15 protein-coding genes are annotated in these 15,360 nt (G+C 41.3%); 5 read left to right on the top strand and 10 right to left on the bottom strand.

Annotation, left to right across the window (positions count from 1 at the left end; all coding sequences use genetic code 11):
• Window positions 1-54: 54 nt before the first annotated feature.
• Complete coding sequence (locus CWC02_RS05825) at window positions 55-660, bottom strand: peroxiredoxin C (protein ID WP_054551729.1); 606 nt, start codon at window positions 658-660, stop codon at window positions 55-57.
• A gap of 279 nt (window positions 661-939) precedes the next feature.
• Here CWC02_RS05825 and CWC02_RS05820 point away from each other — a divergent pair, with 279 nt between their 5' ends.
• On the top strand, window positions 940-1,821 hold the full coding sequence (locus CWC02_RS05820; protein WP_138617084.1) for an NAD-dependent epimerase/dehydratase family protein: 882 nt from the start codon (window positions 940-942) through the stop codon (window positions 1,819-1,821).
• Between the two features lie 52 nt (window positions 1,822-1,873).
• On the opposite strand, the gene fadR is transcribed toward CWC02_RS05820, so the two are convergent.
• Window positions 1,874-2,587 (bottom strand): fatty acid metabolism transcriptional regulator FadR, encoded by a 714-nt coding sequence (gene fadR / locus CWC02_RS05815; protein ID WP_054561887.1) that lies wholly within the window; start codon window positions 2,585-2,587, stop codon window positions 1,874-1,876.
• Between the two features lie 232 nt (window positions 2,588-2,819).
• On the opposite strand from fadR, the gene nhaB reads away from it, so the two are divergent.
• Window positions 2,820-4,400 (top strand): sodium/proton antiporter NhaB, encoded by a 1,581-nt coding sequence (gene nhaB, locus CWC02_RS05810; protein WP_138616975.1) that lies wholly within the window; start codon window positions 2,820-2,822, stop codon window positions 4,398-4,400.
• Between the two features lie 89 nt (window positions 4,401-4,489).
• Here the strand turns inward: nhaB and tyrA are convergent, their stop codons facing one another.
• The 6 genes from tyrA to ffh all read right to left on the bottom strand — a co-directional run bounded on the left by tyrA (window position 4,490) and on the right by ffh (window position 9,468).
• Window positions 4,490-5,623 (bottom strand): bifunctional chorismate mutase/prephenate dehydrogenase, encoded by a 1,134-nt coding sequence (gene tyrA / locus CWC02_RS05805; protein ID WP_138601546.1) that lies wholly within the window; start codon window positions 5,621-5,623, stop codon window positions 4,490-4,492.
• A gap of 268 nt (window positions 5,624-5,891) precedes the next feature.
• Entirely contained in the window at window positions 5,892-6,251 is a 360-nt protein-coding gene (gene rplS, locus CWC02_RS05800) for a 50S ribosomal protein L19 (RefSeq protein ID WP_054551733.1), read from the bottom strand.
• Window positions 6,252-6,284: 33 nt separating this feature from the next.
• Window positions 6,285-7,052: a tRNA (guanosine(37)-N1)-methyltransferase TrmD gene (trmD, locus tag CWC02_RS05795; protein WP_054551734.1), complete on the bottom strand. Its 768-nt coding sequence runs from the start codon at window positions 7,050-7,052 to the stop codon at window positions 6,285-6,287.
• On the bottom strand, window positions 7,052-7,585 hold the full coding sequence (rimM, locus tag CWC02_RS05790) for a ribosome maturation factor RimM (protein WP_054551735.1): 534 nt from the start codon (window positions 7,583-7,585) through the stop codon (window positions 7,052-7,054). Before rimM ends, trmD begins: the two co-directional genes overlap by 1 nt.
• A 17-nt stretch (window positions 7,586-7,602) precedes the next feature.
• Window positions 7,603-7,851 carry a 30S ribosomal protein S16 gene (gene rpsP / locus CWC02_RS05785; RefSeq protein ID WP_054551736.1) on the bottom strand — a complete coding sequence of 83 codons (249 nt, stop codon included), beginning with the start codon at window positions 7,849-7,851 and terminating at the stop codon, window positions 7,603-7,605.
• Window positions 7,852-8,091: 240 nt separating this feature from the next.
• Window positions 8,092-9,468: a signal recognition particle protein gene (ffh, locus tag CWC02_RS05780; protein ID WP_054551737.1), complete on the bottom strand. Its 1,377-nt coding sequence runs from the start codon at window positions 9,466-9,468 to the stop codon at window positions 8,092-8,094.
• A gap of 243 nt (window positions 9,469-9,711) precedes the next feature.
• Here ffh and CWC02_RS05775 point away from each other — a divergent pair, with 243 nt between their 5' ends.
• The 3 genes from CWC02_RS05775 to CWC02_RS05765 all read left to right on the top strand — a co-directional run bounded on the left by CWC02_RS05775 (window position 9,712) and on the right by CWC02_RS05765 (window position 12,845).
• Window positions 9,712-10,515: a cytochrome C assembly family protein gene (locus CWC02_RS05775; RefSeq protein WP_054551738.1), complete on the top strand. Its 804-nt coding sequence runs from the start codon at window positions 9,712-9,714 to the stop codon at window positions 10,513-10,515.
• Between the two features lie 61 nt (window positions 10,516-10,576).
• A complete protein-coding gene (locus tag CWC02_RS05770; RefSeq protein WP_138616973.1) occupies window positions 10,577-11,848 on the top strand; it encodes an HlyC/CorC family transporter in 1,272 nt (423 codons plus the stop codon).
• Window positions 11,849-12,005: 157 nt separating this feature from the next.
• Window positions 12,006-12,845 (top strand): mechanosensitive ion channel family protein, encoded by an 840-nt coding sequence (locus tag CWC02_RS05765; RefSeq protein WP_138616971.1) that lies wholly within the window; start codon window positions 12,006-12,008, stop codon window positions 12,843-12,845.
• Window positions 12,846-12,888: 43 nt separating this feature from the next.
• Here CWC02_RS05765 and CWC02_RS05760 read toward each other — a convergent pair whose 3' ends face one another.
• Window positions 12,889-13,497, bottom strand: coding sequence for a transglycosylase SLT domain-containing protein (locus tag CWC02_RS05760; protein WP_054551741.1), 609 nt, complete (start codon window positions 13,495-13,497; stop codon window positions 12,889-12,891).
• Between the two features lie 136 nt (window positions 13,498-13,633).
• Window positions 13,634-15,208, bottom strand: a complete 1,575-nt coding sequence (gshA, locus tag CWC02_RS05755) for a glutamate--cysteine ligase (RefSeq protein WP_054551742.1) — start codon at window positions 15,206-15,208, stop codon at window positions 13,634-13,636.
• Window positions 15,209-15,360: the final 152 nt, after the last annotated feature.

Here is a 15,360-nt window from a genome sequence, read left to right as displayed (position 1 = left end):
AAAACAAAAACCCGCCAATTGGCGGGTTTTTTAATTCTTTAACTAAGGCCTAAATTATAGGTCGCCTTCGTTTTCAGAAAGGAACTTAGCAACACCTTCAGGGCTTGCGTCCATACCTTTTTTGCCTTCAGTCCAACCAGCTGGACATACTTCACCGTGCTCGCTGTGGAACGCTAGCGCGTCAACCATGCGGATCATTTCGTCGATGTTACGGCCTAGAGGAAGGTCGTTAACTACTTGGTGACGTACGTTACCTTCTTCGTCGATAAGGAAAGAACCACGGAAAGCAACACCTGCTTCTGGGTGCTCAACATCGTATGCTTGACAGATTTCGTGTTTAACGTCTGCAACTAGTGCATATTTAACTTGACCAATACCACCGTCAGCAACGGCAGTGTTACGCCATGCATTGTGTGAGAATTGTGAATCGATAGAAACACCAATTACTTCAACGCCACGCTTTTGGAACTCTTCAAAACGCTTGTCGAAAGCGATTAACTCTGAAGGACAAACGAAAGTGAAGTCTAACGGGTAAAAGAAGATAACTGCTTTTTTACCTTTGATAGTTTCTTTTAGGTTGAAGTTTTCAACGATTTCACCGTTACCAAGAACAGCTGCTGCAGTAAAGTCTGGTGCCTGACGGCCAACTAATACACCCATTTTTATCTCCAAATATTTGAGTTTATTTCCAATTGCCTAAGCAATACTCACATAGATATGGTTACTAAAACGCAAAAACCAAGTGTAAGTATTGATAAATTGCAAGATAGTGTAATGAGGTTACAGACAAATGAACAATCGAAAAAAGCGATATGCCTAATCGGAAAAATTGATTTATTAAAATATTACGTAACTCTTGAAGCAAACAATCGCAAAGAGCTGCAAAATCAGCAGCTAAAATCTGATAAAATATGCCGAGCTAAGCAACTAGGTAGAAAAATGAAAGTTTTGATCACAGGTTCAGCAGGTCGGGTTGGCCGTGCAATTTATATCAAGTTAATGAGCAATTATAATGTCGTTGGGATGGATAAAGCGCCTTGCTCTACAGCTGACTTTGTGGGTGATATTCGTGACCAACACTTAATTCAGAGAGCTCTTCAAGACATCGACGTGATAATCCATACAGCCGCTTTACATGCCCCTCATGTTGGCCTGCACTCTGACGACGATTTTTACACTATAAATGTGGAGGCGACAGAACAACTGGCACTGTTAGGTATAGAAGCAGGCGTAAAACAGTTTATTTTTACCAGCACCACAGCGCTCTATGGTTCAGCTTCAACGCCATTAGGTCAAGCGGGTTGGGTAAACGAGGATATTATTCCAAAGCCAAAATCCATTTACCATAAAACTAAAATCGCCGCTGAAGCCAAGCTTGAAGCTATTTCAATAAAGCACAAATTACCAATCACAGTATTACAGATGTCTCGCTGTTTTCCTGAACCTGCAGATACGATGGCGCTATTTCGTAATAGCCGTGGCATCGACGCTCGCGATGTTGCCAATGCTCATTTATGTGCAATCGAGAAAAAACTAAGTGGTTTTAATCGCTTTATTATTTCAGGCGTTACGCCTTATTCAAAAAAAGATTGCCAGTCGCTTTATAAGCAAGCAGATAAAGTCATTATTGAAAAAATCCCAGCATTAGCAGATGCATTCAAGGAGCGAGGCTGGCTATTACCAACGAGTTTAGACCGAGTATACGATTCAACTAGAGCGCAGCAGCAACTTGGCTGGAATCCCAAACATGATTTTAATAGTGTTTTAGCAATGCTTGATGATGAAAGCGCTGAAGTACTCCCTGTGCTTAAAAGTAACTAACAAAAAACCCAGCTTTTAGCTGGGTTCTTAAATGAATATTAGTTACGGTCGCTTAGTCCATGATATCTTCTGGCATATCACCACGAATTTGTTGCCAAATTTCACCTGTTTGATGACCATATTTACGCATCATTGAAATCGCACCGTCGTGTTCACGACGCTCTGCCAGTTCTGTTAAATCTTTATAAAATTGACGCGCTAATTCACGAGTTCGAGAATCAGAGAAGTAGTGGCAGCCAATTTTTGAGTAGAAACCTTTAAAGCCATTTAGGATAAGAACGTAAATGCGGTTATTACCCGCAACTGCTAATTCATGGTGAACTTTATAATCGTAATCAGCAAATGCTTGCGCACTGTCTTCTAGCTCTTCACTTTGCGATAAAATTTCAATTACACGCTCAGGAGCAAGCTTAATAGCCGCACGGGTATAAATTGCGCTGATATTTGTGCGTGCAGAAAGTAATTGATCTGTAAGCTCTGGCATTTTGTCTTCATCTAGTCGCGCTAGCGTTTCTAAAATGTTCAGGCCCGAGGTTTCCCAGAAGTTATTTACACGGGTAGGTTTACCGTGCTGAATCGTTAGCCAGCCATCACGGGCTAGACGCTGAAGTACTTCACGTAAGGTTGTACGTGTAACACCTATCAGCTCAGATAATTCACGCTCAGCTGGAAGAATTGAGCCAGGCGGAAAGTCACCATTCCAAATAGATTCAACAATGTATTCTTCAGCAAAACCTGCTGGGCTTTTCGCTTTAAAAATTCTCATTCACTTTCCACTTGAGTTAGCAACTACTTTTACCGCATTTGGTGTTCAACTCACTGATTGTACCAGATGATAAGCAACTAACAAGTAAACTAACTCGGCAGTACATAAAAATCTATAAGATCTAGTTAAATAAATGGCCTTTTGGATTAAAAGTACATCAAATAACAATACTATCGATATAATCAATTTCTATTTATTAACAATAATAACCAGCACTGATATAGGTATGGCCATGCAGCAGCGCGTTTTACCAGCTCTATTTAAAAATTTTTTAGGAACTTCACCAAAGTGGTACAAATACACCATTATTGCGTTTTTACTAATCAACCTGGTGTTATTTCAACTTAACCCTTATCTGGCAGGATGGGTATTAGTGTTAGAGTTTATTTTTACTCTCGCCATGGCACTTAAATGTTACCCGCTACAACCGGGTGGTTTACTGGCAATTGAAGCCTTGTTTATCGGCATGACAACAGCAGGTCAAGTTGAACATGAGATAGTACAGAATATCGATGTGATCCTGTTACTTATCTTTATGGTTGCTGGTATCTATTTTATGAAAGACTTACTTTTATATATCTTTACAAAGCTGGTTGTTTCGGTACGAAGTAAAACCGTATTATCCCTGTCGTTTACGATAGCTGCCGCATTTTTATCTGCTTTCTTAGATGCGTTAACGGTGATGGCCGTTGTTATTGCCGTCGCGATGGGCTTTTACAGTATTTACCACAAGGTAGCATCAGGCAAAGACTCCAGCAGTGAGCATGATATTAATGATGATAACCAAGTTCGCCCAGTCAATCGTCAAGAGCTTGAAGAGTTTCGTGCTTTTCTTCGTAATTTATTAATGCATGCATCCATAGGTACTGCCTTAGGCGGTGTTTGTACTATGGTAGGCGAGCCACAGAACTTGATCATTGCAGAGCGTGCAGGCTGGTTATTTGGCGAATTTTTCTTCCGAATGTTGCCTATTACTTTACCCGTTATGATTGCAGGTATTGCCACTACTTTCTTACTCGAAAAAACCAAAACCTTTGGTTACGGCGCAAAACTCCCTGCCCCCATCCACACGATTTTATCGGATCATGCTAAAAAGCTAGAGAAAAAACGCACTACACGCGACAAAGTAAACCTAGCGATTCAAGCTTTCATTGCTGTTTGGTTGATCATAGGTTTAGCCCTTCACTTAGCCACTGTTGGTTTAATTGGTTTGTCTGTTATTATTTTTGCCACGGCCAGTGCAGGTATTATTGAAGAGCACCAATTAGGTAAAGCATTTGAAGAAGCTCTACCATTCACAGCGTTACTTTGCGTATTCTTCTCAATTGTTGCAGTTATTATCGACCAGCATTTATTTACACCTGTGATCGCATGGGTACTTACTTTCGAAGGTCAGCTGCAACTGGTGATGTTCTTCATTGCCAACGGTATTCTTTCGATGGTCAGCGATAACGTGTTCGTGGGTACTGTGTATATCAATGAAGTGGCTGCTGCGTTACAGGCAGGTCAAATTACCCGTGATCAATTTGACCTATTAGCTGTGGCAATTAACACAGGTACTAATTTACCAAGTGTTGCTACGCCTAATGGACAAGCTGCCTTCTTATTCTTGCTTACATCAACATTAGCCCCTGTGTTAAGACTATCTTATGGACGCATGGTATACATGGCGCTACCTTATACCATAGTGTTGACGATTGTTGGCTTGAGCATGACCTTATTCAGCCTTTCAGATATGACTGACTTGCTGTATCAATGGGGCTTAATCAATCACCATAGCGGTGCGTTACCTGGCTCATTAGGTGGTCATTAAAACGATTATTTAAAACAAAACATTTGCAACCAAAAAGCCCGCTTGATGCGGGCTTTTTTGATAGAGCTCTTTTTTGCTAGATTAGCTGTTTAATCAAGCACTTTCGCGTCGTTTGCTTTGTTGAGTAAGCTGCGGCTTTGCGTTAAGAAATGTGCAGTTGCATCAGAGAAGTATTCTTTTGCATCAGCAAATGCGGCAATCAATGATGCTTTATCCCCTGCTTTAAGCTTTTCTAGCGTGTCTGCAAAAGTATCTTGGTAGTTGGCAAGCAGTGCTTCTACATCGTCGAATTGTGCTAACATTATGTCAGAGTAAAGCTCTGGCGATTGGGCAAATAAGCGCCCGACCATCATTAACTCTAACTGATAAATGGGTGATGAGCAGCTGCGAAGCTCTGCAAGTGTATGGCTTTGCTTGGCAAGAAACTGGCCATATACAAAAGTTGTTAAGTGACGCATAACCTGAATGATCTGCATTGCTTCATCGTGTTTTTTAGCATCCATTTCAACTACTTGGCAGCCCCAAACTTGTAGTTGTGCCATTAACCCTTTAGCTACTTCATGATCTCGCCCTTCACACACGACCACCGTTTGTTTTACCCAATGTGAAATATCTGGGCCAAACATGGGGTGTAAGCCAACTACAGGGCCGCTATGAGCCGCCATAAGTGCTTTTAAAGGTTTTTGCTTAACAGAGGTAATATCAACCAGCAAACAGTCATCATCAAGTGTCGGTAGCGCAGCGACAACTTGCTCAAGTGCATTAATTGGCACACTGACAAGAACCAATTTTGCCCCTTTTAATATCGTCTCACTTTGTGCTTGCTGTGCTTTATCTAAAATACGCACTTCATAACCTGAACGAGTAAATTGTTGAGCAAATAACTGGCCCATGGCACCTTCACCACCCACAATTACAATGGGTGATAATTGGGGTGCAACACAGGCAAGGCTACCTTGTTGGTTTTGATACGCTTCACGCATCATACGACGCAATATATCTTCAACTAACTCAGGGTTAACCCCTTGTGCGACAGCTTCTTGACGACGAGCTGCAAGTAACTCAGCCTCGCGATCTGGGGCATGTAATGGTGCACCGATTTGTTGCTTAATTGCGCCTATTTTTTCTGTAATCCCATTACGCTTTGCCAGTAATGCCACCAATTGCGCATCACATTCATCTATTCCTGCTCTTAAATCAGCTAGATCATTCACTGTTACCACGTTACTACACCTCAAACCCTATAAACGTAAATATTTATATACAAAAAAGTAAAGCTTTTAATACAAATTATAGTAACAGGATAACAGCCAAAGCACAAAGCCCCAACGTTCTTGTAGCATAGCTTATAAAGGGATAAATAGGAGTAAGTAGATAGGTTAGAAGGGAGTATTTCTCAGAGAGGTAAATTATTTTTGTGGTATAAAAACCAAAACGGGTTGCAACCTAAGGCTGCAACCCGTTTTATTTTGCGTTGTAAAACAGCGCGTATTAGTTAAGTTTTTCTCTAATACGTGCAGATTTACCAGAACGCTCACGTAGATAGTAAAGTTTCGCACGGCGAACTGCACCGCGACGTTTAACTGAGATACTATCGATAAGAGGGCTGTGCGTTTGGAATACACGCTCAACACCTTCACCGCTCGAGATTTTACGAACTGTGAATGCTGAGTGAAGACCACGATTACGCTTAGCGATTACAACACCTTCAAAGGCCTGTAGACGCTCTTTGTTACCTTCTTTTACACGTACCTGTACAACTACTGTATCACCAGCGCCGAATGCTGGTACGTCTGTTTTAAGCTGCTCTTCTTCAAGCGCTTTAATAATATTTTGGTTTACTTTTGCCATTATATTTCTCACTTTCCTAGGTGTAACTGTCTTCTAGCCACAAGCTTGTTGGTACTCTTGCTGAAATTCAGCAAGGAGTGCCGCTTGCTCCTCAGTCAGAGCTAGGTTATGCAACAAGTCAGGACGACGAAGCCAAGTTCTACCAAGTGACTGCTTTGTGCGCCACTTAGCGATTTCTTGGTGGTTTCCGCTGAGTAATACAGCAGGCACCTGTTTATCATCCAATGTCTCTGGCCGTGTATAGTGAGGACAATCAAGCAAGCCATTCGAAAATGAATCCTGCTCAGCTGACTGGTTATGACCTAACACCCCTGGTACTAATCGTGCTACTGCATCAATTAGCGTCATCGCGGGTAGCTCACCACCACTTAAAATAAAATCACCAATTGACCATTCTTCGTCAACGTATGATTCTATGATTCGCTCATCTATACCTTCATAGCGACCTGCAATTAAAATCAGCTTTTCTGATTGTGCAAGCTCGCTTGCACCTTGCTGATCTAATTTGCGCCCTTGCGGGGACATATAAATTACTTTTGCACCATCACCTGCCGCTTTTTTGGCGTCAAGGATAGCTTGTTTCAATGGTTCAACCATCATTAACATGCCAGGACCGCCCCCGTAAGGACGATCATCCACGGTTCTATGCTTATCAGTGGCATAGTCACGTGGGTTCCAACAGTTAAAGTCGATTAGACCATTTTTAACTGCGCGACCTGTTACCCCTTGGGTGGTAATCGCATCAAACATGTCCGGGAAAAGGCTTATCACCCCTACCCATAGCGAACTCGTTTGTGACATTAAAACCCTGGGTCCCAGTCTACGGTAATTTCTCTTGCATCATGTTTAACTTCTTTAATAACAGAATCTGTTAAGAAAGGAATTAAACGCTCTGCTTGGCCAAATGCATCTTTTTTGTTTGCTTTCACAACCAAAACGTCATTTGACCCTGTCTCCATTAGGTCATCAACAGTGCCTAAGTTATAACCTTTATCAGTTATAACAGACATGCCGATCAGATCTCGCCAATAGAATTCACCTTGCGGTAATTCTGGTAGCTGCGCTGCATCTACTGAGATTTCTGCATTGGTTAAAGCCATTGCTTCGTCTCGGTCGTTTACTTGCGCAACTTTAGCGATAAAGCCTTTGTTGTGGCGACGCCAGTCGACCACTTCTAAGGTCTGCCATTTACCTTGTTGCCCTATCAACCATGGGCTGAAATCGAAGATCCCTTCGGGATCATCAGTAAATGAATGCACCTTAAGCCAGCCCTTTATACCATACGGGGCACCGAGCTTTCCTACTGTAATATACGAGGTGTTCTCTTGACTCATGGTTACTCTTACGCCTATTAAGCCGCTTTACGAGCGTCTTTAACTAACTTAGCTACGCGATCTGAAAGAGATGCGCCTTGACCTACCCAGTGATCAACACGAGATAAATCTAAACGTACTTTTTCTTCCTGACCAGAAGCGATTGGGTTAAAGAAACCTACTTTCTCGATGAAGCGACCGTCACGCGAGAAACGGCTATCCGCAACCACAATTTGATAGAAAGGGCGTTTTTTAGCGCCACCACGTTGCAAACGAATAGTTACCATACCGTCCTCTACATTAGATTGACTGTTTTCATTAATAAGATTTACTCCCCAATACGGGAAGCTGGGGAATTGTACGAGTTTTTTGCAACATTGCAAGTAAGAACTGCTGCAAAATGTAAGTTTAGTTGATTAAACACTGATCTGGGCTTTAAATCTTACATGCAGCTAACAACTACGCATAAATTATCTACAAAAAAAGGAGCTATATGCTCCTTTTTATACATTTAATAGACAGTACTATTAAAATTTAGGGCCACCACCCATCATCCCTGGTGGTAACATGCCTTTCATGCCGCGCATCATTTTCTTCATGCCACCTTTGCCTTTCATCTTCTTCATCATCTTCTGCATTTGCGTAAATTGCTTAAGCAGTTTATTGATTTCTTGCACCTGAGTACCAGAACCTGCCGCAATACGTTTTTTACGCGAGCCTTTGATGATTTCAGGACGGGCACGCTCTTTTGGTGTCATAGAGTTGATGATGGCTTCCATTTGTACGAAAGTTTTATCACCCATCTGGCCTTTTACAGCGTCTGGTAGGTTTTGCATGCCTGGCAGCTTATCAAGCATCGACATCATACCGCCCATGTTCTTCATCTGACGAAGTTGCTCAGCAAAGTCATCTAATGTGAAGCCATCACCTTTAAATACTTTTTCGGCAACTTTAGCTGCTTTCTCTTTATCTACTTTCATTTCGACTTCTTCGATTAATGAAAGTACATCACCCATACCTAGGATACGAGAAGCAATACGGTCAGGGTGGAATGGTTCAAGAGCATCAGTGCGTTCACCCACACCCATAAACTTAATTGGCTTACCGGTAATATGACGAATCGATAATGCAGCACCACCACGGGCATCACCATCGGTCTTGGTTAAGATCACACCACTTAGAGGAAGCGCCTCATCAAATGCTTTTGCAGTGTTTGCCGCATCTTGACCTGTCATCGCATCAACAACGAATAAGGTTTCGATTGGGTTAATCGCACTGTGAAGTGCTTTGATCTCGTCCATCATGTCGTTATCGACGTGTAAACGACCTGCGGTATCAACTAATACCACATCAATGAATTTCTTCTTCGCGTGCGAAATCGCATTGTTTGCGATATCAACCGGCTTTTGTGAAATGTCACTTGGGAAGAACTCAACACCCACTTCATCAGCCAGTGTTTCAAGCTGTTTGATTGCTGCCGGACGATAAACGTCGGCACTCACAACTAATACAGACTTCTTTTTACGCTCTTTTAAGAATTTAGCTAGTTTACCAACACTGGTCGTTTTACCAGCACCTTGTAAACCCGCCATCATCACTACCGCTGGCGGCTGTGCATTAAGGCTTAGCTCTTCGTTAGCTTCACCCATGGCTTTTTCAAGTTCTTCACGAACGATCTTAATAAAGACTTGGCCAGGGCTTAAGCTTTTTGTTACCTCAACACCTACGGCGCGTTCTTTAACTTGCTTAACGAATTCACGAACAACAGGTAATGCAACGTCCGCTTCCAAAAATGCCATGCGGACTTCGCGTAATGTATCTTTTATATTGTCTTCAGTTAGGCGTCCGCGGCCACTGATATTTTTTAAGGTTTTACCTAAGCGTTCTTGGAGATTCTCAAACATGTAAAGGTTCCGATAAAACGTGTTGCACCTGCAATGTACATAAATCAAACAAGTTTGGTGACAATACAGGCAATATTAAAATTTAATTCCTAGCAGTATACCGTAAATGGTGGTCGACAATACAGTGTTCAAGTGTGCAGTTTGAGTTTCTTTTTACAAACTCTATGCTTTTGCCTTGCTATAAAATACAATGGCATCAAAGAGACAAGGATTTATCGATATAAATTAAGTGGCCAAAACACGATGATTATTAGTTTAACTATTATTGCTAGTTTGTTTTATGTGTTAGCAACGTCACATGTGCTATCACGCCTTTTCCACAAACAAGGTCCAAGCCAAAAACTCACAGTGATTCTTAGCACTGTGGCTATCCTTGCTCATATGCTATTACTGGTTAATTCAGTTTTCCGTGCTGACGGCCAAGATTTAAGTATCGTCAACGTTGCTTTATTAACCTGTTGGGTCATTGTGGTGTCGGTAACTGCTGTGTCTCTCAAATTCCCTGCGACTTTATTGTTGCCAGTTGTTTATGGTTTTGCAGCCTTACTGACTCTTGCCAGCTTGTTTATACCACATCATGTGATTTTGCAATCAATCGATGTTGAGCTTGGTTTAGTTACTCACATATCGTTATCACTGCTAGCCTATTGTGTTTTGATAATCTCAACACTTTATGCTGTACAGTTCTACTTTATTGATAAGCGCCTCAAACGCAAAGACTTGGCAATTGTACACAGCCACCTCCCTCCTTTAATGGTGGTTGAGCGTCAGCTATATCAATTACTCACGCTGGGTACTATCTTACTGACTTTTGCTCTCCTTTCTGGGTTCATCTTCTTAGAGGGAATGTTTGCCAGTGAGTTTATCCACAAAACAGTCTTATCACTAATTGCTTGGCTCATTTTCACCGTGGTCACTGTAGGTCATTTACGCCAAGGCTGGCGTGGAAAGCCTGTGGTGTTTTCGATCATGATAGCCGCTTTTATCTTGTCACTTGCTTATTTTGGCAGCCGTTTCATCCAAGAAGTGGTTCTAAATAAGTTTTAACTTGACTCAGCAAGCTGTCTCTAGCTTAATATGCACTGATTTATAAAAAAAGGATCCATCCTTGGACGACATATCGACTAGTACCCTGTTTATTATATTGGGATTATTGATACTTATTTCTGCTTATTTTTCTGGTTCTGAAACTGGAATTATGTCAATCAACCGTATTCGCCTGCGTCATCTTGCTAAAGAAGATCACCGTGCAGCGAAGCGCGTCAGCAAACTATTAAGTCGCCCTGACAGACTCATTGGTCTGATCTTAATTGGTAATAACCTTGTAAATATCGCTGCAGCACAGGTTGCAACGATTATTGGTATTCGTTTGTATGGTGATCTCGGTATCGCTATTGCAACCGGCGCGCTAACGCTGGTTGTTTTAATCTTTGCCGAAGTAACGCCAAAAACACTTGCTGCGCTCTACCCAGAGAAGGTTGCTTTTCCAAGTTCAATTGTGCTTAAAGGCCTTTTGAAAATCCTTTTCCCGTTTGTGGTTATCGTAAACTGGATGACTAACGGCATGTTACGCTTGTTTGGTATTACCACAGCACAAATTGAAGAGCACAGCTTAAGTAAAGAAGAATTAAAAACTGTGGTGAACGAATCAGGTGCACTATTACCTGCTCGCCACCAAAGTATGCTGACTTCAATTTTAGATTTAGAGCAAGTCACTGTTGAAGATATCATGATCCCACGCAACGAAATTGTTGCTATCGATATCAATGATGACTGGAAGCTTATCAGCCGCCAACTTACTCATGCGCAGCACACTCGCGTTTTGTTGTATCGTGACCAAATTGATGATGCTGTTGGCTTTATTCACTCACGTGATGCACTGCGCCTATTAACTAAAGAGCAGTTTGATAAACCATCACTACTGCGTGCGGTACGTGAAATTTACTTTATTCCTGAAGGCACATCACTGAACACGCAACTACTTAAGTTCCAGCAATCAAAAGAGCGTATTGGCTTAGTCGTGGATGAGTATGGTGATATTCAAGGTCTAGTAACACTTGAAGATATTCTTGAAGAAGTTGTGGGTGATTTCACTACAACGCAAACGCGTACACCGAGTGAAGAAGTAACAGAGCAAGATGATGGCTCAGTACTTGTTGATGGCGGTGCTAATATTCGTGATTTAAATAAAGAAATGGGTTGGGAGCTACCGATTGATGGCCCGAAAACGCTAAGTGGTTTAATTGTTGAATACTTAGAGGACATCCCTGACTCAAACCTAAGCTTGCGTATTGCCGGCTACCCTATTGAAGTTATTGAGATAAAAGAAAATATGGTGAAGTTAGTTAAAGTTATTCCAAGTAAACGCACTGACTGCTAACTAAACTTAAACAAAAGGAGTAGCTTGCTACTCCTTTTTGTTACTTATAGCTTAATTACCTCTGAAGATTCACATTTTAAAAGCTAACCCGCACAACCAAACACAAATTCCTCTACTATTATTTTCTTTTGCATATATTGATATAAAAGGGAAAATAATGGACGAAATATCAATCGAGAAAATCTATAACCAAGCTATCGAATTGCTGATGCTTTACGGGCCGAAGTTTATTCTGGCAATTTTGGTTCTAATCATAGGTTGGTGGCTAATTGGTCGTATTGCCAATATGGCTGAAAAATCAATGAATAAGGTCAAATTCGAAGTTGGCCTTACGCACTTTTTAGTCTCTTTTATCTCAGTCATTCTAAAAATACTATTACTGATCTCTGTTGCTTCGATGATTGGTATAGAAACCACGTCATTTATTGCAATGCTAGGTGCTGCTGGCCTTGCGGTGGGCATGGCACTGCAAGGTAGCCTTGCTAACTTTGCAGGTGGCGTGCTTATTTTATTCTTTAAACCTTTTAAAGTGGGTGATGTAATCGAAGCACAAGGCTATATGGGGAAAGTTGTTGAAATACAAATTTTTGTCACCGTTTTACTCACCTACGACAATGAAAAAATCATTATCCCTAATGGCACGCTATCAAACGGCTGCGTTAAGAATAAGTTCACAGAACCTCTACACCGTGTTGCAATCGAATTTGGTATTAGTTACGGAGATGATGTTCATAAAGCACGTGATGTGCTTATGAGCGTGCTTGATGATTATGATTTGGTATTAAAAGACATTGAAGATAAGAAACCATCTGTTCATGTTAGCCAGCACGGTGAAAGCCATATCGGCATGTTGGTATGGGCGTGGGTGGAGTCTGATAACTACTGGCCAGTGTATTTTGGCTTGTACGAGCGAGTTAAAATTGCCTTCGACGCTGCAGATATCACTATCCCATTCCCGCAAAGGGATGTTCATATTCACCAGTTTCCTGGTAAATAACGAAAAAAAGCCCGCTAATTGATGCGGGCTTTTTATTTATGTATTAACTAAATAAACGCTCAAACCAGTTCTTATCTAAATCTGCTTCACATTTTTTAAGTTGAGCGCCATAGCGGCTTGCTCGATGTTTAACTTTATTTGCAACACTCATTAGCCACTTCTTACTTTTGTAAGTGCCTCGCTTATAGCCGCCCCACCCTTCGTGATAATTAAGGTACTGCGCATAGGCATCCCACTTTGATATACCATTTACTTTATGGGTTTTGTAAACGAACCAAGCCATAAAATCGATTGCATCGTCAAAATCATCTCTGTCTGCACCGCTATTACCTGTTTCGCGAATGTAATCAGACCATGTTGGGGTTTTTGCTTGTGAGTAGCCATATGCCGAGCTGGCACGGCCGATTGGAATTACCCACAAGAAGTACTCCATTGGCGGCGCTGCATCATGACGAAATGAACTTTCTTGATACATCATGCTCATCAGTACATGTTTTGGCGAGCCCCATTTTTCTTGTGCATCACGGGCATCGTAATACCAATCGGGTTTTTCTTCAAAAATTTTACAAATATCATGAGGTTGCTCAGGAGGAGCCGTTGCACAACCAGCCAATGATGCGGCCAGCGATAAAATAATTATACTTTTTTTCATTTTTTTATGGATCTCGCTGAACTTTTTCTCGTCAGGTCAGTCTGAACTTATGAATGCAGCAGTATAGCATTGTTTCATCCCTGAAGAATCTTTGACGCAGCCTCCCTAGGCTGCGTTTTTTTATGCCTACAACATACTAAGCTTTAGAAAAATAGTCATCTAAAAATGCAGTGAAAGATACACTGTCTGCCGCTTTAACTTCACGCTCTTTAAGCACCGAGTCAGCCGCTTGCTCTGCCAAAAATGCTTGATCATAAAATTGGTAATCTGCATCAAGGTGACTTTGCTTGTACTGCTGTGCAAGTGCTAAAGCGAAATGACCATTATCCTGGTTTTCATTTGCAAGTGCTGCTACATATCTACCAGAAAAGGTTTTACTAGGATCCTCGACCCAGGTTACCATTTCTTTTATAGTTTCAGAGTAATAGCTCACACCGTAAGCTTTATCCATGTACTGTGCTACTGGGTGTAATTTATCAAAAATAGCATGCGCCCACTCAGTTAAGCTAGTAGCCCGCCCCTCTTTTGTTAACATTAACTCTGGATCACGACCATCATTAACGACCGCATCTAAATTTGCAGTACTTAATTTTTGCTCTTGCCAATCCATTTCTGGAGATTCGCTTAATAGGCAATAGGTTAAGAAAACATCTAAGAAGCGAATTTGCTGTAGATCAATTCCAGTTTCACTAAACGGATTAACATCCAATGCACGTACTTCTATATATTCTATACCGCCACGTAACAACGCATCAGTCGGTGTTTCACCCGAAGCTGCATTACGCTTAGGACGAATTGGCGAGTAAAACTCGTTTTCGATTTGCAGTATGTTTTTGTTTAGCTGCTTTGGTTCGGCACTTTTATAATCATCAAGATGACCATACAAATCCGAAGATAAGTGGATTGCTTCTTTTAACCCAGCCACATATTCTTCTAATGAGTTATACATAACACGTAAAGACGATTGTGCACTATTTGTGTAGCCAAGATTTCCCAGACGTAGTGCTGTACCGACTTCTAAATAAAGCGTGCCTTTACCCAATTTTTTAAAGGGTAAATCTGTTTCACGCCCTTGTAGAAACGAATTACACAAAGCCGGTGAAGCACCAAACAAATAACTGATAAGCCAAAGCTCACGCTTAAAATTGCGGATCAGACCTAAATAACCTTGTGATATAAAGTCCGACAAGCTTACTTTACTTTCATTTAGCTGATATAAGCTCTGCCATAAGGTTTCAGGAAATGAAATATTAAAGTGAACACCAGCAATCGCTTGCATCATACTGCCATAACGATTTTTAAGGCCTTCACGATAAAGTGTTTTCATACGCCCTATATTTGAATCACCAAACTGCGCCAATACAATGTCGTCTTGATGCTCAATAAAACATGGCATACTAATCGGCCATAGAAGTTCATCATTCATATGTGACAATGTGAACTTTTGTAAGTCTTTTAGCTGGGCTAGGGTTTGCTCAGCTGATGTGCTCACTGGAGTGATAAATTCTAGCAAAGATTCAGAAAAGTCAGTCGTGATATGCTCATTAGTTAACGCACTCCCCACGCCTTTTGGATGACCCAGCTTTGATATGTGACCACTTGGTTTGATCCTTAAAGCTTCTCGCTCGATACCACGTTTAATCCCATTAATTGCGTTAGGAAATTGAGCTGTTAACGCTGCTAGCGTTTTATTTAAATCATGTTTTATCAAAAATGCTTCCTCGAGCCAGGTGGCTTTAATCCTAAGTGTATGGGGGCTAAAAATAATTACTCAAGAGCCAATTATAAGTTTCTGAAAAGTCCTTACACTGAAAGTTAATCTTGCCACTGTAAGTCATATTATACAATTGCTTTAGTGACCGC

Source organism: Pseudoalteromonas sp. S2721 (assembly GCF_005887425.1).
Classification (GTDB): domain Bacteria; phylum Pseudomonadota; class Gammaproteobacteria; order Enterobacterales; family Alteromonadaceae; genus Pseudoalteromonas; species Pseudoalteromonas simplex.
This window is presented reverse-complemented; position numbering and strand designations above follow the sequence as displayed.

What these genes read in the sequence shown, in the direction of transcription:
- CWC02_RS05825 (WP_054551729.1), bottom strand. Translation starts at nt 660, where the DNA reads ATGGGTGTATTAGTTGGCCGTCAGGCACCAGACTTTACTGCAGCAGCT.
- CWC02_RS05820 (WP_138617084.1), top strand. Translation starts at nt 940, where the DNA reads ATGAAAGTTTTGATCACAGGTTCAGCAGGTCGGGTTGGCCGTGCAATT.
- fadR (WP_054561887.1), bottom strand. Translation starts at nt 2,587, where the DNA reads ATGAGAATTTTTAAAGCGAAAAGCCCAGCAGGTTTTGCTGAAGAATAC.
- nhaB (WP_138616975.1), top strand. Translation starts at nt 2,820, where the DNA reads ATGCAGCAGCGCGTTTTACCAGCTCTATTTAAAAATTTTTTAGGAACT.
- rplS (WP_054551733.1), bottom strand. Translation starts at nt 6,251, where the DNA reads ATGGCAAAAGTAAACCAAAATATTATTAAAGCGCTTGAAGAAGAGCAG.
- trmD (WP_054551734.1), bottom strand. Translation starts at nt 7,052, where the DNA reads ATGTCACAAACGAGTTCGCTATGGGTAGGGGTGATAAGCCTTTTCCCG.
- rimM (WP_054551735.1), bottom strand. Translation starts at nt 7,585, where the DNA reads ATGAGTCAAGAGAACACCTCGTATATTACAGTAGGAAAGCTCGGTGCC.
- rpsP (WP_054551736.1), bottom strand. Translation starts at nt 7,851, where the DNA reads ATGGTAACTATTCGTTTGCAACGTGGTGGCGCTAAAAAACGCCCTTTC.
- ffh (WP_054551737.1), bottom strand. Translation starts at nt 9,468, where the DNA reads ATGTTTGAGAATCTCCAAGAACGCTTAGGTAAAACCTTAAAAAATATC.
- CWC02_RS05775 (WP_054551738.1), top strand. Translation starts at nt 9,712, where the DNA reads ATGATTATTAGTTTAACTATTATTGCTAGTTTGTTTTATGTGTTAGCA.
- CWC02_RS05765 (WP_138616971.1), top strand. Translation starts at nt 12,006, where the DNA reads ATGGACGAAATATCAATCGAGAAAATCTATAACCAAGCTATCGAATTG.
- CWC02_RS05760 (WP_054551741.1), bottom strand. Translation starts at nt 13,497, where the DNA reads ATGAAAAAAAGTATAATTATTTTATCGCTGGCCGCATCATTGGCTGGT.